Genomic DNA, 22,402 nt, shown 5'->3' with positions numbered 1-22,402 from the left:
GAACCATTTGACGCGATACGGCAATGGTGTCAATAGTAAATTGATTTAAAAATGGAACCGTACCGATGTCGACCAAGGGACGATCCGGCTGCCCGATCAATCTCTCGCTCGAACTGCTCGGCGACCGCTGGACGCTGCTCATCATCCGCGACCTGGTCTTCGCCGGGAAAAGGCATTTTCGCGAGTTCCTGCAATCCGACGAAGGCATCTCGTCCCGCACGCTCGCCGAGCGGCTGCAGACACTGGTGGACGAAGGCATCCTCACCCGCAGCGACGACCCGAGCCACGGGCTGAAGGCGATCTACCGGCTGACCGAAGCCGGCATCGACCTGTTACCGGTATTGGCGACGCTGGGCGCCTGGGGCAGCAAACATCGCAGCGCCGACGATAAGCTCGCGCGGATCGCGGATGAACTCGCGGCCGGCGGCGAGCCGGCGCTGGAGCGGATGAAGCGGAGGCTGAGAGCCGAGCATCTGGGCCAACGGGACGGCGCAGCTGCCCGTCTCCCCTCATGGGCGAGGTAGGCTAGCGGGCCCGTCGGCGTCGCAGCGGCCCGACCGGCTCCCCGGCCGGCGGCTCTCCGGGCAACCCCAAACGCAGCCGTTCCTCCTCGGCGAAGATCTCGGCCTGCGCCTGAACATCGAACACTTGCTGTGTCAGCCTGCCGCCATCGACGACGCGCACGATCCATTGGCCATTGATAGCTTTTACACGGACACTGTCTGGCTCGCTTGTTACCATATACAGCTCCTGCTCTTCGTTCGAAGAACTGCCTAACTCCGATCCAATATGATCTAGCGCGCCTGGAGTTGCCGAAAAGCGGGGCTTATTGGTCTTTAGTGCAAAGCGGCTCTCCGTTGTTCAGCACGTTTGCGGAGCCTCGCGAATAAAGATGAACATGTCGGAGCAGGCATGCCTTGCACCCCGGGGCAGCGGAAGTCCACTTTGCTACGACGTTCGGCCTGCGAGACGACGCGACAGTGGATTTCGAAAGCGTCAGGATGGGACTGTGAATCGCGCAGCCGGGCACTTGGCCGTGCATAAGTGGGAACGAATCCGTCACGGCGGCGGCCCGGCAGCCTTGGGGGGTGATACTGGGTTCGGCGGCCGGGCCTGACCGGAGTTTGCGAGGCCGCCGGCTGTCACAAACATGCGCCTGGGCCCGGGCAAGGACAAGAACGACCTAGGCCCTAGGACCAAAGCTAAAAGGATATGGCCTACACGACCAGTTGCGCTTTGACCGGCTGGGAAGAAAACGTGCCGAACGCCGGCCGCGTCAAAAGCCGAAAAAATGCCGGCCGACGAGATAGCCGAGTGCCGCGACGACCAGCGGAAACAGCGCCGGCGCGGCCTTGCTGAACAGCGAGGGGTTCACCTCCTTGGCGGGAGCGCTGGGTTTGGCATTGCCGAGGTTTTTGGTCATGAGCTCGTTACCGGTTGGGGGCTAGCTGCCGGCTGAGACATTAAATTAGAAGTTGCTTATTAAATTTCCCGGAAGGCCGCCGCTACAATTCGCGGCAATTTATTCCGATTGCTGGATACGCTCGGCAAGCGCGAAGGCCTGGAGATTGCGCGACTTGCCGGGATCCTGGTCGGCTTTGGCGATGATGGCGTGGAAGGCCGCGCGGGCGCTATCCTTCTTCTTGGCATGCGGATGCAGTTTTCGCACCGCCCTGAGCAGGTCTTTCGGTGTCATATCGGGTGTGACGACGCGCATCAGCGTATCACCTATGGCCTGCAATTCACTGGCATCCATAATGATGAACCCTGTTTTTGAATGATGAACCCTGTTTTTGGCGGCATCAGCCTAACGGGCGAGCGCGTCACTTTTGTGATGCGCCGTCCCGCTTGTCCGACGGGCCCCCGTTGGGTTTGGAACCCTTGCCGCTCTCGCAGGGTTGATATGCGAGGCGAAGCGCCATGGAAGACAAACCGCCTGCCGAAAACCCGGGAAGGATCCTCGCCACGGTGCTGGCGATCTGCCTCATCATTATCGCCTTGTTCTTTATCGGCTTCAGATATTCGGAGCGCGATCAGGGAGCCTTGATCGTGCCCGGAGCGGCGCAGGGCAGCAAGTGATCGGCCCGAAGGCCCGCCAAGTGTGGAAAGGGCTGTAACGCTTTGATTTTGCCTGCCATCCCTCGCAAACCTTTTAGGTTCGAGATCGCACGCCGGGGAAGAAACAGGTTTTCCGAAACGTTTATCCAACAGGCAACGCTCAGCGCCTTGCGCCTGACAAGGGCGCTCATGAGCCAGGAACCCTTCCGGCAACAGCGCGTACCCACGCCTGAGGCCCAGGGAGACAGAACATGTCCATCAACGCCTATATCAACCGGATCGCGACAGCGGTTCCGGAGCACGAGGTCCACCAGTTCTATCTAGCCTACGCGGCCTCGATGCTCGCCGCCGATCGCAGGAGGATATTCGAACGCATGGCCGGCCTTTCCGGCATCGAGCACCGCTTTTCATGTTTTGCGCCTGCTCTCGATCCCGAAGGGCCGTCGGCCGACCTTGCCGGAGCCTTCAAGCGCGGCGCGTTTCCCGGAACGGCTGCCAGAATGGCGATGTTCGCTGAAGCAGCACCCGTCCTGGCGCAAAAGGCCGTCGACGGACTGCGGCTCGGCGACGAGGAATCGCGCATCACCCATCTCATCGTCACCACCTGCACCGGCTTCTCCGCGCCGGGCATCGACCTCGACCTTGCCGCGCGATGCGGCCTGTCGGATGGTATCGAACGCACAATGATCGGGTTCATGGGCTGCTACGCTGCGGTCAATGCCCTCAAGCTTGCCCGTCACATCGTCCGCTCCGACGCGCGGGCCAGAGTCCTCCTGGTCAATATCGAGGTCTGCACCCTGCATCTGAGGGAAACCACCGAGCTGGAAAAGCTGCTGTCCTTCTGCCTTTGGGGCGACGGTTGCGCGGCGACGCTCGTAACCGCCGAGCCGTCCGGTATCGAGCTCGACTCCTTCCGCTGCACCGTCGCCGAGGAGCGGCGGGAGCTGATGACCTGGGATATCCGCGACCACGGCTTCGACATGTTTCTCTCAGGCAAGGTTCCTGCGGCGGTCCAGGAAACGTTGCGAAACAACCAGGACGCTATCCTGGGTGGCCGGCCACCGGAGGCGATCGACCTCTGGGCCGTACATCCCGGTGGGCGCAGTATTCTCGATGCCGTCGAGAAGGCGTTCGACCTCGCGCCGGCCGCGCTCGGGCCGTCGCGCGAGGTGCTGCGCCGATACGGCAACATGTCGTCGGCGACGGTGATGTTTGTAATGGAGAAGATGCTGAAGGCGCCGGGCGGCCAGCTTGGCTGCGGCATGTCGTTCGGACCCGGGTTGACGGCCGAGACCATGTTGTTCCGGACCGCCTCATGAACGCGCTCGATCAACGGACACTTGTCCCAGAAATCCTCGATCGCCTCGCCGCGGACGATCCGCGGGCGCTCCACTCGCGGCGCGATCTGCGCCGGATCAACGCGCTGATGTTCCAGGCGCCGATCATGGCGTCGCTGATGAGAAAATTCATGGCCAAGGCGCCCGGCCGCATCCTTGACATCGGCGCCGGCGACGGCACCTTCATGCTGAAAGTGGCCCGGCGCATGACAAGAGACTGGCCGAAGGTGGAGCTGACGATGCTCGATCGCGTCGGCCTCGTCACGCCCGAGCTGACGGCGGATTTCGCCGGTCTGGGATGGAAGCTCGAAACCTTCACCGCCGATGTCTTCGACTGGGCGCAGAAGGCGGATGCCGGGACTTTCGATGTGATCACGGTCAACCTGTTTCTGCATCATTTCGACGACGCCGAACTGCTACGTCTGTTTTCGCTGCTGGTTCGCAGGGCGCCATTGCTCATGGCGACGGAACCGCTGAGGGCAGGCTTGGCGCTCGCGACGACCCGCCTTCTGCCGGCGATCGGCGCCAATGACGTCACCAGGCATGACGCCGCTCAGAGCGTGCGCGCCGGCTTTCGCGGCAGCGAACTTTCCGATCTCTGGAGCGCTGCCGGCGGCCGGCCGCTCGAGGAGCGGCGTGCCGGCCCCTTCTCCCATGTCTTTGCCGGCGCCGCGTCGATGCCTGCTAAAGACGTGCCATGAGACCGGCATCGACCCACGATGCGATCGTCATCGGCGCCGGCCCGGCAGGCACGTCAGTGGCGCTGGGGCTGGCCCGGCGCGGCTGGACCGTGGCGATCGTGGAAAAGAGCGTGTTTCCGCGTCGCAAGGTGTGCGGCGAATATATCTCGGCAAGCAATCTGGCGCTCCTCGAGCGACTGGAGATCGTCGATGCGTGGCGGGCCGAGGCGGGTCCCGAAATTCACCGGGTCGGCTTCTTTTCCGGCGACACCATCGTCGAGGCGCCGATGCCGCGTGCGAAGTCCGTGCCCGCGGCAGGAGACGGTTTCGGCCGAGCGCTCGGCCGCGACATACTGGATTGCCTGCTGTTGGATGCGGCCCGCTCGGCCGGCGCGGACGTCTTCCAGCCCTGCCGCGCCGTCGCCATCGAACGTGATGGCGCCTGCCAAGCGGTGTGGATCCAGGCGGGAGCCGGGAATTCCCGCGACGAGGCGACGATCCTGCGGGCACCAGTCATTGTCGCCGCGCATGGCTCGTGGGAACCGGGACCGTTGCCGAGTCAGCTCGAGAAGAAAGGCCGTCCCTCGGACCTGCTCGGCTTCAAGGCGCATTTTTCAGGATCGACGCTGCCGCCCGACCTGATGCCGCTGCTGACGTTTCCCGGCGGCTATGGCGGCATGGTGCTCGCAGACCATGGCCGCCTGTCCATCTCCTGCTGCATAAGGCGCGATGTGCTCGCCGGGTTGCGCGCCAGCCGTGCCCGCGAGCACGGCGGCCAGGTCTCGGCGGCCGAAACCGTCGAGCATCATCTCAGGACGACATGCCGGGGGGCGCGAGAGGCGCTGGAGGGAGCCAATCTCGAGGGTCCGTGGCTTGCCGCCGGCCCGATCCGGCCAGGCATCCGCTCCGGCTACGACGGGGACATCTTTCGCGTTGGCAACATCGCAGGCGAGTCGCATCCGATCATCGCAGAGGGCATATCCATGGCACTTCAATCCGGCTGGCTCCTGGCGCTGGAACTCGGCGCGGCAGCAGGTGGGCAGGCGAGACGCGAAGCGGTCGGCAGACGCTACGAGGCGGCCTGGAGAGAATTGTTCTCGACCCGCGTCCTCGCCGCGGAAGCTATCGCGCGCATCGCTCTCGGCCATGGCGGCGCCGCCACAATGAGAGCAGTCGTCCGCAATTTTCCGCAGGCGCTGACCTTGGGAGCGCGGCTCAGCGGCAAGACGAGAGCGGTGCCGGGTTTGGCTGACGGGCGCGTGGCTCGATGAAGCACGCCGGGGTTATGGAACATTCCACAGTCGCCGGGGTTTTATGTCCGGTTGGGCTGTATCGTGGGTTGCCGGTTGCGTTGGCCAATGTCGGCGCCAGATACCTTGGAGGTATTGTTATGACTCATTACCCGCGTAGCACGGCAAGCATAGGCGGCCACCCGATCCATCCGATGTTGATCCCCTTTCCCATCGCCTTTTTCGTCGCCACCTTGGTCTGCGACCTGATCTTCTGGCGAACGGGCAATCCCGGTTGGGTGACAGGCTCGCTGTGGCTTCTCGGGGCCGGTCTGATCATGGCGGCCCTCGCCGCTGTTGCCGGCCTGACTGATGTGCTGGGCGATGACCAGGTCCGCAATCTTCGGGATGCATGGCTTCACGCCGGCGGCAATGTGATTGTCGTCCTGATTGAGCTCTACAACTGGTATTCGCGCTATGTTCATGGCGAGGCGGCGGTCATTCCGGTCGGTCTAATACTGTCCCTGCTCGTGGTCCTCATTCTTCTGTTCACCGGATGGAAGGGCTGGGAAATGGTCTATCGCCACCACGTGGGCGTCGCCGACAGCCCCGACGGCCGGCGCTGATTTTTCTTCGCTTTGCTGTTGCTCTGTCGGACAGCCCGCCCAAGATTTGGCCGTCACCCCTTGCGTCAGGAATCCCGCCGTCAGGCGGGGTGACTTCTTTTGGGTGATCCTCGCGACAAGACGGCTAACGACCACACCCGAGAACCCGCGTCGACTGGTCCAAAACTTTGGCGGCTGGCTTGTTCCGCCATTGGCCGGGCCGTCGCATTTTGACCCAAATCGGCCGCTAGCCGGCTGAGATGCTGCGGTTCCAGTGTTCACGGTTTCTTGACAGAGGCCGGAAAAACGGGCAGCAAAGCAGGTGAGGGAGAGCATTTTTACCGTGGCGGAGACCATGGAGGGCTCTTTTTTCGTATGGACCGTCGCCAAATCGGCGATTGGTGGAGGGATTGGTTAACCATCTTTGTCCATCTTTTGAATCAATCGGCAACAGACGCGTGAAGGTGCAGGGGGCACCGGCGAACTGTGATCGTGACGGGTGCCAGGTCCGCAAACCGGCATGCCGATTGAGAGTGGTCGTATGGCGTTTTTGCGTTTGAAGTACCGGGGTGACACTCCTGATGAGGGGGTAACTTCGAAGAAATCTGGTGGTCATCGTTGGGTTGTGGTGCCTGCTGTCGGCGCCGCCCTTGCCCTTTGGTCCATAGCCACGTTGGCAGGGCTGCATTCGGTAAGCACCTCCCTGACCGCCGCTTCCAATGGATTGCCGCAAGGCCTGCTTTCGCCGCGCAACATCGCGCTTGGCGACCAGCGCCGGCAGATCGCCAACGCCTGGGCGCCGCATCTTGCCGGCAATGGCGGCTACAAGGCAGGGTCGCTCACCGGCGGCTGCGATGCTCGCTGCGTCAGCCTCGCGATGAACTTCAGACATGACGGCCAAGCTGCTGAAAAGCTGATAAATAAAGGTCTCAACGGCAAAGCGGCGCGCCTTAAACTGCCGTCGCCCGACAGCGTCGCGCAGGAAAAGGTCGTGGTCGTGGCTTCGGCCGCCGGAGCCGCCGACCGTTTCGACGGCGTGGTGAAGCGCGCTGAGCTTTCGCCGCAAAAGCTTGCCGATGCCTTTGCCCGCGCCGAGAAGACGCCGTTCGTGCTGGCCAGCCTGCCTTCGGCGAGCCGCTTCGGCGGCGCGCTGCCGGGCGCCCCGGCGGAAGCCCGGTTCGGTTCGCCGCCGGCCGAAATCGCCGGCGCTTCCGAGCTGGCGCTTGCGCTCGCCAACATATCGCCGGGTGAGACGGCTGACGTTCCGACCGCCGTTGCGCTGCAAAACAGCGACGGGCCTGATGTCGCCGACAAGCCGGACAATGGCCCGGACAATGGCCGGGGCGGCGAATACCAGGTCGCTTCGCTGCCGCCGCAAGACGATTTGCCCGACACGATTGCCGTGCCCGGCCTGCGCCCGCGGACCACGCTCGAGCGCGCCACCGAAGCGCCCGAGCAGAACGCGTCCAAGCCGCAGAAACCCGAGACCGCGAAGCCGCAGGCCGCCAGGGCCAAGCCACAGCCAACGGCCGCCGACATCGCGCAAGGCGGGCCGACGGCGGCCTCGCCGAGAAGCGGCGACCAGGCCCTGCCCGGCGTTGCGGGCTCGAAGCCGTTCGTGGCCGACTCCAAACCTGGCAGGCGCAAGGCGCAGGCATCCGAGATGCTCGCCTATGCCAAGCCCGACACGCCGGAGAGCGGCGGCCTCGGCAGCGCGTTCCGCAACCTTTTCAATGGGCCTTCCACGGGCAATGGCGTCGCCGTCTACGATATTTCGGCGAGAACCGTCTACATGCCTGACGGCTCGAAGCTGGAGGCGCATTCGGGCCTGGGTTCGATGGTCGACCAGCCGCGCTTTGTCGACCGTAAGAATGTCGGTCCGACGCCGCCCGACACCTACAATCTGTCAATACGTGAATCGCGCTTCCATGGTGTCGAGGCGATCCGCCTGACACCGGCCAGCGGCCGGAACAAATACGGCCGCGACGGCCTGCTCGCGCACACTTATATGCTGCGCGGCGGCCGCGCGGAGTCGAATGGCTGCGTCGTCTTCAAGGATTATCACCGCTTCCTTGCCGCCTACAAAAAGGGCAAGATTAAGCGCCTCGTCGTCGTCCCGCGGCTCACAAGGTCCCCTACCCAGGTGGCCCAGGAAGGCCGCCAGGGTTAAACCTACCAGAGCCGGCGCACTGGTCGCCGGCTGTTATCGATCCCCACTTGCTGATCCGAAGGGCCTGGCGCCAACACGCGCCCGGGTAATTGCCGTCGCCGCGCCGACGCATGGCGATCGCACCCTCACCTGAGGAAGCGATTACGACCCTTCCCAGGAGGGAGATATGGCGCAGCCCGGGCTTGCGGCAAGCCCCCGGCCATGGCGTATCAACGCTGCTCCGCAGAACCACGATGGAGCATGGAATGCGAATCTTGTTATCGACTTACGGCTCGCGCGGCGACGTCGAGCCATTGGCGGCGCTGGGCGCGGCTTTGCCGGCGCATGGCGTCGACGCCAGGGTGAGCGCGCCCGCCGACGCCGAATTTGCCGCTCTTCTGGCCCGCGCCGGCGTGCCGCTGGCGCCGGCCTTCGCGCCGGTGCGCGAATGGGCGAAGGAAATGATCAACCGATCGCGATCGGCCACGCCAGAGGACCGGGCCAGGCTGATTTCCGGCCAGGCGGCTGAGATCGTCGCCAGACAATATGAGGCGCTGAGCGTGGCCGCCGAAGGCTGCGACGCCGTGGTGGCGTTCGGCCTCTTCCCGTCCTGCGCCGCCGCGCGGCTGGTCGCGGAACAACGCGGCATGCGTTACATGCTCGGCACGTTCTGCCCCATCTGGCTGCCCTCGCCGCACAACCGGCCGCATGAATATCCAAGCCATCCGCTGCCGGCCGGCGTGACCGACAACCGGCTCTTGTGGGAGATGGACATCCGGACCAAGAACGCGCTCTTCGGCGAGGCGATCAACGGCCATCGCGCATCGCTCGGGCTGCCCCCGGTGCAAAACGTCCGGGACTATGTCTACGGCAAAAGAGTCCTGCTCGCCTGCGATCCAACGCTAGGACCGTGGCTGCCCTCGGACCTGATCGACGCCGTGCAGACCGGCGCCTTCATCCTGCCGGATGAGCGGCCCCTGCCCGGCGGGCTGGAAGCCTTCCTCGGTGTCGGCTCGCCGCCGGTCTATGTCGGCTTCGGCTCCATATCGGTCGCGAGCGAAGCCGGCCGCGCGGCCATCGAGGCGATCCGCGCCAAGGGCCTCCGTACGGTGCTCGCGCATGGCTGGGCCGAGCTCGGCCTCGTCGACGATGGCGACGATTGCTTCGCCGTCGGCGAGGTCAACCAGCAGGCGCTGTTCGGCCGCGTCGCCGCCGTCATCCACCATGGCGGCGCCGGCACCACCGTCGCCGCCGCGCGGGCAGGAGCGCCGCAGGTGATCGTGCCGCAGATCGGCGACCAGCCCTATTGGGCGCGGCGGGTGGCCGAGCTCGGCATCGGCGCCGCGCATGACGGCCCAGTGCCGACGGCGGCGTCGCTATCGGCGGCGCTGGAAGTGGCACTGGCGCCGAAGGTCCGGCTTCATGCTCACAAGGTGGCCGCCGAGATCCACGCCGATGGGGCGGACGCAGCAGCGAGATGGCTGGTGGAGAGGATGAGGTGAAGAGAACTGAGAGTTGGGCGGGTTGGCGTTGTGCCGCTCTCTTCAGCCCTTTGTTCATACCGCCCTAAAGAAACCAAGCTCTCTGAAACCGCTTTCAATACCAGGCGAAGGCGCTATCTATGGCGCGGGGCGGCTCCCAATCACTCACGAGGCAATCCATGACAATTCGCGCTGTCGTCTGGGGCGAGAACATCCATGAGCGGACCAATGAGGTGGTGGCCTCCATCTATCCGGAAGGCATGCACGCGACCATTGCCAAGGCGCTCTCCGCCGACAAGGCGATCTCCGCCTCGACCGCGACGCTGGAGCAGCCGGAGCACGGCCTGCCGGAATCCCGCCTCGCGGAAACCGACGTGCTGGTCTGGTGGGGCCATAAGGACCATGGCGCGGTGGCCGACGAAGTGGTCGAACGCGTTGCGAAGCGCGTCTTCGAAGGCATGGGGCTGATCATCCTCCATTCCGGCCATTTCTCGAAAATCTTCAAGCGGCTGATGGGCACGCCCTGCACGCTGAAATGGCGCGAGGCCGGCGAGCGCGAGCGGCTCTGGGTGACGAGCCCCAGCCACCCCATTGCCGAAGGCGTCGGCGAATATTTCGAGCTGGAGAACGAGGAGATGTATGGCGAGCAGTTCGCCGTGCCCGAGCCGCTGGAGACCGTTTTCATATCCTGGTTCCAGGGCGGCGAGGTGTTCCGCTCGGGCCTGACCTACCGGCGCGGCGCCGGCAATGTCTTCTACTTCCGTCCCGGCCATGAAACCTATCCGACCTATCACGACGCCACCGCGCAGAAGGTGCTGCGCAACGCGGTGAGATGGGCGCACAACCCGCAAGGGTCGAAGCCCGGAATCCTCGATGCGCCGAATGTGCCGGTCGAGAAGGCGCTGGAGCCGATCGAGGAGCGCGGGCCCAGGCTGCATGCGCATGGCGAGGCCGGCTTCCGCTAAACAAGCGCCTCCCCGCTTCGCTTGGGATTGCGCGGAAACAGCGCCTGGGTCACATTCACATTATTGAATCGAACCAAATCGCTCGGAGGAGCAGGAAAATGCGGCTTTTGATATTAGGCACCGGGTGGATGGCGCAGGAACATGCCCGGCGCTTTGGCGCCATCGAGGGCGTCGACATCGTCGGCGCGGTCGACGTCGATATGGCCCGCGTCGGCGAATATGCCGACGCCTACAAGATCCCGAAGCGCTTCACCTCGCTGGAGGCGGCGCTCGACTGGGGCGATTTCGACGCGGTCGCCAATGTCACGCCCGACCGCATCCATCACCCGACCACCATGGCGCTGGTCGCCGCCGGCAAGCCCGTGCTGTGCGAAAAGCCGCTGGCGGAAAATTTCGGCAAAGCCAACGAAATGGCCAATGCCGCGGAAGCCGCCGGCATCGTCAACATGGTCAACCTCACCTATCGCAATGTCGCCGCGCTGCAGAAGGCGCGCCGGATGGTGCAGGCGGGCGAGATCGGGACGGTGCGCCATGTCGAAGCGTCTTACCTGCAGAGCTGGCTGGTGTCGAAATTCTGGGGCGACTGGCGCACCGATCCTAAATGGCTGTGGCGGCTGTCGCGCGGCCACGGCTCCAACGGCGTGCTCGGTGATGTCGGCATCCATATCCTCGATTTCGCCAGCTATGGCGCGGCGCTCGATGTCGACCATGTCTTCTGCCGGCTGCGTGCCTTCGACAAGGCGCCGGGCGGTCGCATCGGCGACTACCAGCTCGATGCCAATGACAGCTTCGCCATGACGCTCGACTTCGCCAACGGCGCCTTCGGCGTGGTGCATGCCAGCCGTTGGGCCACCGGCCACCTCAACGAGCTTCGGCTGCGCATCTATGGCGAGAAGGGCGGCATCGAGGTGGTGCACAATCTCGAAGGCTCGATATTGAAGGCCTGCGTTGGCGAAAATGTCGAGAACGCCAAGTGGGAAGAGCTCGACGCCGGCAGCGTGCTGACCAACTACCAGCGCTTCGTCGAGGCGGTGCGGAGCGGCGCGCAGACCGAACCGAGTTTCCGCCACGCGGCGGGCCTGCAGAAGGTGCTGGACCTTGCCGTGGTGTCGGACGAGAAACGGGCGGAGTTGAGGGCGCATACGGATACGCAGTAGCGCTTTCCTCGCCCCCGCCAAAGGCGGGGGAGAGGTGTCCGCGAAGCGGACGGAGAGGAGGTCTTCGTAGGGCGCTCCCCCTCTCCGTCTCGGCTTCGCCGAGCCACCTCTCCCCCACTTCGTGGAGGCGAGGAACAAGATCACCGAGCGCGATAAATCGCCACCGCCGCAGCCACCAGCGCGGCGTTGCCTTCCGCTACGCTTGCGTCCGGCAATTCCTTGCCGTCCTCCAGCCCGACCCGCGTCGAAAGCTTCCGCGCAGCCGCCCTTTCCACGAACGGCCATACCGTCGCGTTCTCGCCGTGCAGCAGAATCGAGCGGCGGAATGCCGGCGCGTTCCAGCACCGTCTCGATGCCGTCTGCGACGGCAAAGGCTTCATCCAGTGCCTGTTCGGAAATCTCGATCAGCACGCGCAGCACCGCCCGCCATGGTCGAGGCCGGCCAGGCGCTCGGCGTCGGCAATGGAGGCCAACCCCGCCTCGATGCCGATGCCGCGCTGGCGCAGGCTTTCCATGACGACGGGCGCCGCCGTTTCGCTGAGATTGAGCGAGGCATAGTCGGGCAGTTCGCGCCAGCCGGAGATGGCGACCAGCGTGCGCAAATCGTCCTTCTCGATCCAGGCGCCGGTGGAGACGCCGATCAGCGTGCCCGGACAGGCGCGGCGGAGTGCTGCGACCGTCTTGTCCATCGCTTCCGGCGCCAGGCTCTCCCGGCCATCGGCGCCGCGCGCATGGACATGCAGCTCGGCCGCGCCCGCCGCGATCGAGACGGCGGCGTCGAGCGCCATCGCCTCGGGGTCGAGCGGCAATGCGGGTTGGAAGTCGGCGGGTCGGGCGCCGTTGATGCAGGCCTGGACGATCATCGTTGTGGCAATCCTGTTTCGGCTGGCCGGAGCCTAGCGCAGGGCCAGAACGATCGGAACGGATATGGCGAAGTCTCCTGACAGGCCGACCTACAAGAGAAATACCCCTGGCCCGACAGCCAGGGGATAAGCTTTCATCGCCGGCAATTGCCGAGCTTCGAAATCGATTATGCCGGCACGCGCTTCAGCGCCTGCGCCATGCAGTGGATGCCGCCGCCGGTCTTGGAGATCTCGCTCATGTCGACGGCCGCGACTTCAAACCCGCGCGCCTTCAGCTGGCCGATGAGGCTCTGGCTGGAAGTCGGCGTGATCACCCTGTCCTTGCCGAGGGACATGAAGTTGCAGCCGAGCGCCATCGTGTCCTGGAAGGGCACGTCGATGATCTCGTGGCCCTTGCCCTTCAGCCAGTCGACGATGCCTGGCTCGGTGCAGGCGAGGCAGACGGCGGTGAGCTTCTCGGCGATCGGTACCACCATCAGGTCGATATGCACGTAATATTCGTCGATGAAGGCAAGCCTCGTCTCCCAGCCTTCCTTGTCGAACCAGGCCTGCACCTGGCGCGCGCCCTCTTCCTGGGTGCGGGCGCCGCCGCAGCCGATCAGCACCACGCCCTCCTCGATGACGTTGAAATCGCCGCCTTCGAAGGTGCCGGCGGTGACCATATCGTAGATCGGGATGCCGAGCTTCTCATAGGTGCGGATGGCGGCATAATTCTCGCCGCGCCGCCACCAATTGGCCATGGCGGTGATGAAGGCGCCGTAGGGAGTCATCACGCTGGAATCGCGCGAATAGACCTGCATCGGCAGTTCCGGCGTCGGCTCGTGCCAGTGGATGTTGACGCCGAAATGCTCATAGGCCGCGACGAGATCCTTGTGCTGCGCCTGCGCGATCTGGACGTTGCAGGGCGCCTCGCGCAGATGCTTGCGCGACAGCGAGCTGGTCGACAGGTGGCGCAGGAAATTGGGCGAGCCGAGCAGCACGTCGGTCAGCATGTCGGTCTCGTTGGCGAAGCCCCAGGCGGTCAGCGGCTTGGTGCCGCCATTGGGGTTGCGGCGCTGCAGCGAGAACGGCTCGGCGACGATGCGGTCATGGACGGTCATAGTGTTCTCCTCTGGATTGTTCTGTTGATGGTCATGCGGTGGAAGCGGCCGGGATCCACCAGTCGCGCCCGCGCGGCGTGGTGACATATTCGGGCCAGCGGAAGTTGATCGGCGGTTCGTAGTCGCAGAGCGGCGCGATCCAGTTCGAGCCGCCGACGCCGCCGCCGGTTCGCTTGACGAATTCGTCCATCGCGGCGTCACGCGCGGTCTTGTCCTCGAGCAAGCGCAGGGCGGTGAGCGCAACCGTCTTCGCGGCGCAGGTGACCATCGGGTCGATGGTCGCCGGAATGCCGCCCAGCGCGTTCATCACCCAGGCCGGATAAGCATGGCCGTTGGCCGCGCGCAGCGCCGGACGGGCGACATAGAAGCGCGATGTCGGCGCATGCCAGCTCATGTCGGTGTAATCGTCGGATGTGGAGTTCACCTGCGAGGGCGGCAGGTCGCGGCGCAGGATCGCCTCGGCCTCTTGCGGCGAAATCAGACGCTCCAGCTCGTCGATGAACGGGTTCTCCGTCGCCTCGCCGCCGGCATTGACCTGGACCTCGCGGGCGATCGCCCTCGCCTCTTCGTTCCAACGCGGCGCGCCGACGATGGAAAGCGCCTGACAGGTGATGTCGGCCATGGCGTGATTGGCCAGCCCCGGCCGCGACTTCGACACCCAGTGGCGCTCGTAGCGGCAGCCGCTCATCTTGGCAGCCGCCTCCGCGTTGCGGTCAAGCACGGTCATCACCTGCTCGGCCATGGCAATGGTCGGCACGCGGATCATGTACTGGATCTCGGCCAATCCCGCCGGCAGGTTGTCGGCGGTCGCCTGCCCCGCCGTCAGGATCGCCTCGCTGATCGACCAGCCGCCCTGATGCGTCAGCATGGAATCGCGCAGCGCCTTGGAGGCCATGTACATCATCACCAGCGCGTCGTTGGCGCCGGGCGCCCGGACCGCCGAATGCGCTTGCGGGATGGGTGCTGCGTCGCTTGCCGCGCGGGTCCAGTTCTCCGGATCCTCGCAGACAAAGCGGTAGATCATCGAATAGGCGGCGCCGCAATGCGTGTCCCAGCGCGCGGTGTTGCAAAGCGGCAGCATGTAGAAGGGATGGAAGGAGATCATGCCGGCGAGGCCGTCATAATAGCCCTTGGCCGCATGGATCGGCTTCGACCCCCTCACCTTCTCCGCCGGCTCGCCGGTGAAGCGCAGCGCGCCCGTAATCCCGTGCTCCAGCATCGCCGCCTTGGTGGCCAAAAGGCCGCCGAGGCTGCCGATGCCAAGGCCCGAATGTGGATCGGTGTGGCCGCCGGCCTCGACACCGAGACCCGGGCGCGGCCGCTTCACCGTCGCGGCATCTTGGCAATTGCCGGGCACGGCATCGTACTCGCCATACATGCCGATCACCGGGCCGTCGCCATTGGTCCAATGGGCGCAGAAGGCCGTGGGCATGCCGCCGGAACCTTCCTCAACCGAAAAGCCTTCGCGCTTCAGCCGGTCCACATACCAGGCTGCCGACTGGTACTCGCGCCAGGCGGTTTCGCCAAAGTCGAAGATGGTGCGGGTCCAGGCCGAGAGCAGCGGCTGGATGCTGTCGATGCAGGCAAGCGCGGTTTCTTGCGCCGAGGTCGTCACCGGTTTGTCCATGCCTCAAAGAAAGCAGTGAAGCGCCTCATCAAAAAGTGATATGTTTTTCCGGCTCGTGCAAATTCGGTTCACCTGAGGCCTCTTGCGAATACCTTCCACGCAGGCGCTGCGCGCCCTCGACAGTTTTGCCCGTCACGGCAGCGTCTGGCGCGCCGCCGACGAACTTCACCTCACCCGCAGCGCGGTTTCGCATCAGTTGAGACTGCTCGAACGCGACCTCGGCTTCGATCTTCTGCAGCGCATCGGCAAGGGCGTCGCGCTGACGCCCCGCGGCCAGCGCTACGCGGCCGACGTCAGGAAGGCGCTGACAGTGCTGGGCGATGCGGTGACGCAGGGCGGCGGCGCCGGTGTCGGCGGCTCCTTCGCCATCTCCTGCCCGCCCGGCTTCGCCTCGATGTTCCTGTGTACCCATATAGGCGAGTTCCAGCAGATGTATCCGGACGTTGCGCTCTCCGTGCTGACGCCACGGCGGCTCGACGATGTCAGCAATCCGGAGGCCGACGCCTTTATCGCCTTCGGCGTCGGCAATTGGCCGAACCGGGCGGTGGAACTGCTGTGCGAAGTCTCCTTCACGCCGCTCTGCAGCCCGACGCTGCTCAACAAGGTCGGCGGATTTTCCAAACCAGCCGATGTGCTGCGCGCCAACCTGCTGCATCTCAGCGACACCGAGGACTGGGCGCGCTGGCTGGCGTTGTCCAAAGTGGAAAATCCCGACACCGAGGGCGGGATCTTCTTTTCCGATATGAACCTCGTCTTTTCGGCGGCGATTGCCGGCCAGGGAATTGCGCTCGGCGACGAACTGACTGGACGCCGGGCGCTGGGCGAGGGCCGGCTGGTCAAACCGTTCGAAGCAACCGTGCCCTCGCCGCGCGCCTATTTCCTGGTCTTCGAGCACGCCAAGGCCGGACACCCGGTGCTCAATGCATTCAGCGACTGGCTGAGGGCGAAGCTGTCGGAGAACAGGCTGGCGACGTATTGAGGCGCTTGCCATGGATGCAGACTGAACGTCGGCTCGATTGTATTTCAACACGCCGGTGAGGCATGACCCAAAGACATATGCATCGTTCGTCACCCCATCCCTGGATCGACAGGGTCTGGCAGACGGTCTGCCTGGAGGATGGGATCTACAGATCGACTCCCGACGGCTCCTGGGATCTGATCCTGAGTGTCTCTCCCGACGGGCGACCGACGGTCTTCCTGAGCGGACAAGCAACCGAGCCGGTAGATGTTCCTTACCTGGCCGGTGAACATTCGGTGGTCATATCATTTGCCGCCCATGTCCATCTGACCAAGGACGAGGAGATCAGAACCGGCGCTGCGATACGGTTGCTGCCGGTTGAGGGCGGGGTTTTCCTGCTTGATGGCGTCGAACTCCCGCTGCCGAGCTTCGGCAATGCCGAACAGCTTACCGAGAGGATGGTCGAGGCAAATCTGCTGCAATCTGACGATCTGGTCGCCAAAGCATTCACCCCGAAGCCGAAAGCCGCCTCAAGACGGTCGGTACAGCAACATTTCAAGAAGACGACCGGCATCACCCAAAAGGATTTTCAGCTGATAAGGCGGGCACAGGAAGCTGTACGGCGGTTGAAACGGGGCGAGAATTCAGCCGCTGTCGCGGCCGATCTCGGCTACAGCGACCAACCGCATATGATCAAATCCATCAAGAAGATCATGGGGCACCTGCCTTCGAATCTCGACTCGGTCCACAAGATCTGAACACCGGGACAAGATAAGCTTGCCCGGTGTTCATCAGCACCAAACATGGATCATTTGGTCACAAGTGCCGCAAACCGCCTGATGTCGTCGACATAAAAGGCGGGGTCCTCCCAAGCCGCGAAATGGCCGGCGGTCTCCATATCGTGAAACTGGACCACATTGCCGGAGGTCTGGCGGTCAGCCCATTCGCGCGGGAGCCGCACGCCGCCCGGGATCGGCGCCTCAGTCGCCACGGCGACCGGAACCTTCGTGTCCGCCCCCCTGATCGTCGGCTGCTGCATGGCGTTCTGGTTGTAGATGCGAAACGACGAAGCCGCCGTTTCGGTCAGCCAGTAGATCATGATGTTGGTCAGCAATTCGTCACGCCCAAACCGCGCGTCCGCATCGTCTCCAAGCCCCATACCGGCCATGAAGCTCATGATCCATGCGGCAAGGCCGACTGGCGAGTCGTTCATGGCGAAAGCCAGACTTTGCGGTTTGGTGGCCTGCACCAGATTGAACGCGCCATGGCTGAAGAACCATCGCTGAATTGCACCTGCGTAGGCTTGCTCGGGCGGGCTCAGCAACGCGAAATCGGTGGTGTGGTCAGGATATCCAACATCAGTCACGTGATAGCCCAGGAGCTTTTCCGCATGCCGCTGCGCCAGCGACATGGCGATCACGGAGCCTGTATCGCCGCCGGCGGCGATGAATTTTCCATATCCGAGGACATCCGTCATGAGCGTTGCAAGGAGGTCACCGACCTTGTCCATCGCCAGCGCGGTCCTTCCGGAGAAGCCGCTCCCCGGGATCGACGGCACCACAACGTGAAAATCGTCGGAAAGCGGCTCGATCACCTTATGGTAGCGGTAGAAGGAGTCTGGCCAGCCATGCAGCAAAAGCAGCGGCGTCGCATCCTTTTTCTTTGAAGGATGATGCACGAAGTGGAGCTCGATACCATCGATGCCGACCTTGAAATTGTGCAGGGCGTTTATGGCTGCCTCGGCCTTGCGCCAGTCATAACCGTTGATCCAGTGGTCGGTCAGCTTTTTCATGTAGGCGAGGTTCGTACCGAGCATCCAGCCAACATCAGCAGGTTCATCCGGCCAGCGAGTATGCTCAAGCCGGAACTTGAGGTCGGCTAGTTGCGATTCAGAGATGATGACGTTGAAGGGCATCGGGGCCATGAAAAAGTCTCCTGTTGGCGGCGTTTCGTCTCATGGTGTGCTGTGATTTATCAACCTACGCGGGATGGCGGAAACCGATTGTAAAAATGCGCAAACTCGATGCGATACCCGCCGCGGACATCCGCCCCAACCTCGCCACACGTGAATCAAATTTGCCGGTCAGACGAAAACTATTCGGTTGCGGTGAGCCGCAGCCGTGCCTACGATTTGGCTTGACGGTGAGGATAGAAGCAGGATGCAGCAACCCGGCCGGGCCGCAGAGATCAAGGCGAACGGGATCGGCAAGAGCTTCGGCTCGTTCCGGGCGCTCGATAATCTCACGCTCGATATCGGCCGCGGCGAGTTCCTGACGCTGCTCGGACCATCCGGCTCTGGCAAGACCACCTTCCTGATGATCCTCGCCGGCTTCGTGCAGCCGAGCGAAGGCAAGCTTTTCAGCGACGGCGTCGACATCACCAACCGGCCGGCCGAGCAGCGCGCCGCCGGCATGGTGTTCCAGGGCTATGCTTTGTTCCCGCATATGAGCGTGGAACAGAACATCGCCTTCCCGCTCAAGGTGCGCAAGAAATCCGCCGCAGAGATCAAAAGCCGTGTCGGCGAGATGATCGAACGCGTCGGTCTCAGGGGCCACGAGAAGAAGCTGCCGGCGCAGCTTTCGGGTGGCCAGCAGCAGCGCGTGGCGCTGGCTCGCGCGCTGGTGTTCGAGCCGGGGGTGCTGTTGCTCGACGAGCCGTTCTCGGCGCTGGACAAGAGCCTGCGCGGCCAGATGCAGGCCGAGATGAAGCGGCTGCACCAGGAGACCGGCACAACCTTCGTCTTCGTTACGCACGACCAGAGCGAGGCGCTGGCGCTGTCGTCGCGCGTCGCCATCTTCAATCACGGTAAGCTCTTGCAGGTGGGCAGGCCCGACGAGGTTTATGACCGGCCCGCCAACCGCTTCGTCGCCGAGTTTCTCGGCGAGATCAACATGCTGCCGGTGAAGGGCGTGCGCCCCGCCGACAATGGCGCCACCGGGCTCTGCGAGGACCGCGCGGTCAACATGCGTTGCAAGGCCGAGGCGATCAAAGGCGACGCGATCCTCGCCATCCGTCCCGAGGATATGTCGATCGCGCCGGAAGCGTCGGTCAACGAGAACGGCATCGCGGCGACCGCTGTCGCCTCGACCTATCTCGGTGCCGCGACTAAGCTCGATCTCACCACCCGCCAGGGCGCCAAGGTCACCGTCTCGGTGCCGAACGAGGTCGCGGCCGCGGCGCTGAGCAAAGGCAATTCCGTCTGGCTGACCTGGCCGGCGGAGAAGGGTTTCCTCCTTCCGGACGGAGGACAGTAAGCACCCGCCGCCGCGGCCCGAAATCGCCGCGCTGGCTTCCGGTTCAAATCAACGACAACAAGGGGAACTGACATGAACGATACGAAGAAACAGACAATCGAATCCCTCGCCGAGCGGACCAAGCGCGGCGAGATCTCGCGCCGGCAGTTCGCGCAGCTTGCGGGCCTCGTGCTCGCCGGCACGCCGATGCTTTTGCGCTCGACCGGCGCTCGAGCCGAGACCAAGGGGCTGGTGCTGGTGAATTGGGGCGGCGACGCCATCACGGCTTACGACGCCGCTTACGGCCAGGCCTTCACCAAGGAAACAGGGATCCCGGTCAAGATGGACGGCTCGGGCCCGACCGAAGGCGCGATCGCCGCGCAGTTCAAGAGCGGCGCGCCGACCTGGGACCTGGTCGACGTCGATCCGTTCTCTGCCATCACGCTCGGCGGCCAGGGCATGCTCGAGCCAATCGACTATAAGATCGTCGACAAGAGCAAGATGCGGCCGGGCTTCGGTTGGGAATATGCCGCCTCGACCTACTTCTTCTCCTATGTGATCGCCTACGACTCGCAGAAATTCGGCTCCAACGCGCCGACCGGCATGGCCGATTTCTTCGACGTCAAGAAATTCCCTGGCAAGCGCTCGCTCTACAAATGGGGCGTGTCGAGCTGGGAAGCGGCGCTTCTGGCCGACGGCGTGGCGCCTGGCTCGCTCTACCCGCTCGACCTGAAGCGCGCGCATGACAAGATCGCCGCCTTCAAGGAAAACGTCGTCTCCTATTGGGGCGGCGGCGCCGAGAGCCAGAGCGTATTGCTCAACGGCGAGGCTTCGATGGCGATCGTGTGGTCGACCCGCGCCTCGCTGATCGAGCAGGACTCCGGCGGTCAGATCAAGTTCATCTGGGACCAGGGCCTGATCTCGCCCGGCGCACTCGCCGTGCTGAAGAACAATCCCGGCGGCAAGGACGCGGCGATGAAGTTCATCGCCAGCACCCAGGATCCGCAAAAGGAACTGGTGATGTTCGAGAAGCTCGGCCAAGGCCCGGCGAACCCGGCGGCCGACGCGCTGATCCCGGCCGACAAGAAGCGCATCAACCCTGTCGATCCGGCGAACATGGCCAAGCAGATCCCGCTCGACATGGAGTGGTACGCCAAGAATTACGGCGCAGCACTCGACGAATACACCAAGATTATCTCGGCCTGATCGGGCCGAGAACTGCTTGGCGATGAGAGGCACCCTCTCCGACAGGACGGGCGCGGCGCTGTTGATGGCGCCGCTGCTCCTGTTCCTCGTGCTTGCCTATGCCTGGCCCTTTCTCGGCGTGGTGAAGTGGAGTTTTACGCTCCCCACCCCCGGGCTTGGCCAGTACCACGCCTTGCTCACCGACGACCTGGTGCAGTCGGTGTTCATCCGCACGCTGCGCATCGCGGCGATCGTCACCGTGGTCTCGGTCACCGCCGCCTATGCCATCACCGTGGTGTGGGTGCGCGGCAGCCCGGTGCAGCGTGTGCTTGCCGAGTTCTGTATCCTGGTGCCATTCTGGATCTCGGTGCTGACGCGCGCCTTCGGCTGGGTGGCGCTGCTCTCCAACCGCGGCCTGATCAACACCTGGCTGCAATCGATCGGCTTCATCTCCGAGCCGCTGACTTTGGTGCGCAACGAGTTCGGCGTCATCGTCGGCATGTCGCATTTTTTGATCCCCTTCGCGGTGTTCCCGCTGGCTTCCGCCATGCGCAGCCTGGACGAGCGCGTGCTGCTTGCGGCGCGCGGGCTTGGCTCCAGCCGCATGCGCACCTTCTGGACGGTGTTCGTGCCGATGACGCGCTCCGGCATCATCGGCTCGGCGCTGATCACCTTCGTCTTCTCGCTCGGCTTCTTCGTCACGCCGGCAATCCTCGGCGGCGGCCGCAGCGTGATGATCGCGGAGCTCATTTACCTGCGCATCTTCCAGAGCCCGGATTGGGGGCTGGGCGCAGCGATCAGCGTCGTGCTGGTGGTGTTCGTCGGCGCGCTGATGGCGCTTGTGTTCCGCTACGTCAGACCGAAGCAATTGGTGTAGCCAATGCCGACCTATCGCCCCGGCCCCGTCTCGCTCATCCTCGCCGTGCTGGTGGCGCTGTTCCTGTTGATGCCGCTGCTTGCCGTCATCCCGGTGTCGCTTACGCCGAGCCGCATGCTGGCTATGCCGACGGGTGAACTGTCGCTGCGCCATTACCGCTCCCTGATCGAGGATCCACGCTGGCTGGACTCGATCCTGCTGTCGCTCAGGATCGGCATCGTCAGCAGCATCCTCTCGACGGCGTTGGCGCTCACCTTCAGCCTCGGCGTGTGGATGTTCCAGCCGCGCTTCACCGCTGCGCTCGTCGGCTTCGTGCTGCTGCCGATGGTGGTACCGCCGGTGGTCTCGGCGGTGACGCTCTATTTCCTGCTCACCTCGGTCTCCGGCCTCACATCGTTCTTCGGCTACGACACCTGGCTGGGCGTGGCCATGGCGCATTCAGTGATGACCGTGCCTTTCGCTACGGTGCTGATGCTGGTGTCGCTCAGCCAGCTCGACCGGCGCATCGACCTTGCCGCGCGCGGCCTTGGCGCAACCGTGTGGGAACGCGCGACGCGCGTCATCATGCCCAACATCAAGTTCGGCATCGTCACCGCGGCGCTGCTGTCGTTCGTGCTTTCGTGGGAAGAAATCGGCGTGACGCTGTTCATTACTTCGGTCAACGCCATCACCCTGCCGCGGCTGATGTGGATGGGCCTGCGCGACAACATCGATCCGGCGATCGCGGCCCTCTCGGTGATCCTGATCATCATCACCGTGCTGGTGCTTGCGGTGCGCAGCTTCATCACGAGGCAGCGTCCCGCGAAACCCTGATCGGGCAAACCTGACCGAGACGCGACCGAACCTGCCGGGATCACCGGTGACTTCGTCGCCGGGCTCGACTTCTATCGGCTTAACA

At 64.1% G+C, this 22,402-nt stretch carries 22 protein-coding genes and 1 pseudogene; 16 read left to right on the top strand and 7 right to left on the bottom strand.

Going from position 1 to position 22,402, the window contains the following annotated elements; translation table 11 throughout:
* The first annotated feature begins 65 nt into the window (after positions 1–65).
* Positions 66–524: a winged helix-turn-helix transcriptional regulator gene (locus tag LB553_RS11305; protein ID WP_224513187.1), complete on the top strand. Its 459-nt coding sequence runs from the start codon at positions 66–68 to the stop codon at positions 522–524.
* 1 nt (position 525) lies between these two features.
* Here the strand turns inward: LB553_RS11305 and LB553_RS11300 are convergent, their stop codons facing one another.
* The 3 genes from LB553_RS11300 to LB553_RS11290 form a co-directional block, all read right to left on the bottom strand.
* Positions 526–741 (bottom strand): hypothetical protein, encoded by a 216-nt coding sequence (locus tag LB553_RS11300; protein ID WP_224513184.1) that lies wholly within the window; start codon positions 739–741, stop codon positions 526–528.
* A gap of 535 nt (positions 742–1,276) precedes the next feature.
* A complete protein-coding gene (locus LB553_RS11295) occupies positions 1,277–1,423 on the bottom strand; it encodes a hypothetical protein (RefSeq protein WP_224513182.1) in 147 nt (48 codons plus the stop codon).
* A gap of 99 nt (positions 1,424–1,522) precedes the next feature.
* Complete coding sequence (locus LB553_RS11290) at positions 1,523–1,756, bottom strand: hypothetical protein (RefSeq protein WP_224513180.1); 234 nt, start codon at positions 1,754–1,756, stop codon at positions 1,523–1,525.
* A 164-nt stretch (positions 1,757–1,920) separates the two neighbouring features.
* On the opposite strand from LB553_RS11290, the gene LB553_RS11285 reads away from it, so the two are divergent.
* The 9 genes from LB553_RS11285 (at position 1,921) to LB553_RS11245 (ending at position 11,661) form a co-directional block, all read left to right on the top strand.
* Positions 1,921–2,079, top strand: coding sequence for a hypothetical protein (locus tag LB553_RS11285; RefSeq protein WP_224513178.1), 159 nt, complete (start codon positions 1,921–1,923; stop codon positions 2,077–2,079).
* Positions 2,080–2,309: 230 nt separating this feature from the next.
* Entirely contained in the window at positions 2,310–3,377 is a 1,068-nt protein-coding gene (locus LB553_RS11280) for a type III polyketide synthase (RefSeq protein ID WP_224513176.1), read from the top strand.
* Entirely contained in the window at positions 3,374–4,096 is a 723-nt protein-coding gene (locus LB553_RS11275; protein WP_224513174.1) for a methyltransferase domain-containing protein, read from the top strand. The genes LB553_RS11280 and LB553_RS11275 overlap by 4 nt, the downstream gene beginning before the upstream one ends.
* Complete coding sequence (locus tag LB553_RS11270) at positions 4,093–5,346, top strand: NAD(P)/FAD-dependent oxidoreductase (protein WP_224513172.1); 1,254 nt, start codon at positions 4,093–4,095, stop codon at positions 5,344–5,346. Before LB553_RS11275 ends, LB553_RS11270 begins: the two co-directional genes overlap by 4 nt.
* A 119-nt stretch (positions 5,347–5,465) precedes the next feature.
* Positions 5,466–5,930 carry a DUF2231 domain-containing protein gene (locus LB553_RS11265; RefSeq protein ID WP_224513170.1) on the top strand — a complete coding sequence of 155 codons (465 nt, stop codon included), beginning with the start codon at positions 5,466–5,468 and terminating at the stop codon, positions 5,928–5,930.
* Positions 5,931–6,582: 652 nt separating this feature from the next.
* Complete coding sequence (locus LB553_RS11260) at positions 6,583–8,079, top strand: tlde1 domain-containing protein (RefSeq protein WP_224513168.1); 1,497 nt, start codon at positions 6,583–6,585, stop codon at positions 8,077–8,079.
* A 245-nt stretch (positions 8,080–8,324) separates the two neighbouring features.
* Positions 8,325–9,560 (top strand): glycosyltransferase, encoded by a 1,236-nt coding sequence (locus tag LB553_RS11255; RefSeq protein WP_224513165.1) that lies wholly within the window; start codon positions 8,325–8,327, stop codon positions 9,558–9,560.
* A 158-nt stretch (positions 9,561–9,718) separates the two neighbouring features.
* Positions 9,719–10,504 carry a ThuA domain-containing protein gene (locus LB553_RS11250; RefSeq protein WP_224513162.1) on the top strand — a complete coding sequence of 262 codons (786 nt, stop codon included), beginning with the start codon at positions 9,719–9,721 and terminating at the stop codon, positions 10,502–10,504.
* A gap of 98 nt (positions 10,505–10,602) precedes the next feature.
* On the top strand, positions 10,603–11,661 hold the full coding sequence (locus LB553_RS11245; protein ID WP_224513161.1) for a Gfo/Idh/MocA family protein: 1,059 nt from the start codon (positions 10,603–10,605) through the stop codon (positions 11,659–11,661).
* 140 nt (positions 11,662–11,801) lie between these two features.
* Here LB553_RS11245 and LB553_RS11240 read toward each other — a convergent pair.
* The 3 genes and pseudogenes from LB553_RS11240 to LB553_RS11230 all read right to left on the bottom strand — a co-directional run bounded on the left by LB553_RS11240 (position 11,802) and on the right by LB553_RS11230 (position 15,251).
* Positions 11,802–12,524 (bottom strand): annotated as a pseudogene (locus LB553_RS11240) (3-keto-5-aminohexanoate cleavage protein).
* 167 nt (positions 12,525–12,691) lie between these two features.
* Positions 12,692–13,624 carry a dimethylarginine dimethylaminohydrolase family protein gene (locus LB553_RS11235; RefSeq protein ID WP_224513159.1) on the bottom strand — a complete coding sequence of 311 codons (933 nt, stop codon included), beginning with the start codon at positions 13,622–13,624 and terminating at the stop codon, positions 12,692–12,694.
* Positions 13,625–13,655: 31 nt separating this feature from the next.
* On the bottom strand, positions 13,656–15,251 hold the full coding sequence (locus LB553_RS11230) for an amidohydrolase (protein ID WP_224513157.1): 1,596 nt from the start codon (positions 15,249–15,251) through the stop codon (positions 13,656–13,658).
* 82 nt (positions 15,252–15,333) lie between these two features.
* On the opposite strand from LB553_RS11230, the gene LB553_RS11225 reads away from it, so the two are divergent.
* On the top strand, positions 15,334–16,230 hold the full coding sequence (locus tag LB553_RS11225; RefSeq protein ID WP_224513154.1) for a LysR substrate-binding domain-containing protein: 897 nt from the start codon (positions 15,334–15,336) through the stop codon (positions 16,228–16,230).
* 62 nt (positions 16,231–16,292) lie between these two features.
* Positions 16,293–16,967 (top strand): helix-turn-helix domain-containing protein, encoded by a 675-nt coding sequence (locus LB553_RS11220; RefSeq protein WP_224513152.1) that lies wholly within the window; start codon positions 16,293–16,295, stop codon positions 16,965–16,967.
* 50 nt (positions 16,968–17,017) lie between these two features.
* Here the strand turns inward: LB553_RS11220 and LB553_RS11215 are convergent, their stop codons facing one another.
* Positions 17,018–18,133 (bottom strand): epoxide hydrolase family protein, encoded by a 1,116-nt coding sequence (locus LB553_RS11215; RefSeq protein ID WP_224513150.1) that lies wholly within the window; start codon positions 18,131–18,133, stop codon positions 17,018–17,020.
* 235 nt (positions 18,134–18,368) lie between these two features.
* Between LB553_RS11215 and LB553_RS11210 the strand changes: the two genes are divergently transcribed.
* The 4 genes from LB553_RS11210 to LB553_RS11195 all read left to right on the top strand — a co-directional run bounded on the left by LB553_RS11210 (position 18,369) and on the right by LB553_RS11195 (position 22,317).
* Positions 18,369–19,463: an ABC transporter ATP-binding protein gene (locus tag LB553_RS11210; RefSeq protein WP_224513148.1), complete on the top strand. Its 1,095-nt coding sequence runs from the start codon at positions 18,369–18,371 to the stop codon at positions 19,461–19,463.
* A 72-nt stretch (positions 19,464–19,535) separates the two neighbouring features.
* The gene (locus tag LB553_RS11205; RefSeq protein ID WP_224513146.1) at positions 19,536–20,648 is read left to right on the top strand and encodes an ABC transporter substrate-binding protein; all 1,113 of its coding nucleotides are present in this window, start codon (positions 19,536–19,538) and stop codon (positions 20,646–20,648) included.
* A gap of 22 nt (positions 20,649–20,670) precedes the next feature.
* Positions 20,671–21,504, top strand: coding sequence for an ABC transporter permease (locus LB553_RS11200; protein WP_224513144.1), 834 nt, complete (start codon positions 20,671–20,673; stop codon positions 21,502–21,504).
* A 3-nt stretch (positions 21,505–21,507) separates the two neighbouring features.
* Complete coding sequence (locus LB553_RS11195; RefSeq protein ID WP_224513142.1) at positions 21,508–22,317, top strand: ABC transporter permease; 810 nt, start codon at positions 21,508–21,510, stop codon at positions 22,315–22,317.
* Positions 22,318–22,402: the final 85 nt, after the last annotated feature.

Source organism: Mesorhizobium sp. CA8, assembly GCF_020164955.1.
In the GTDB taxonomy this organism is placed as follows: domain Bacteria; phylum Pseudomonadota; class Alphaproteobacteria; order Rhizobiales; family Rhizobiaceae; genus Mesorhizobium.
The sequence above is the reverse complement of the archived record's forward strand: the minus strand, read 5'-3'. Positions and strand labels throughout refer to the sequence as shown.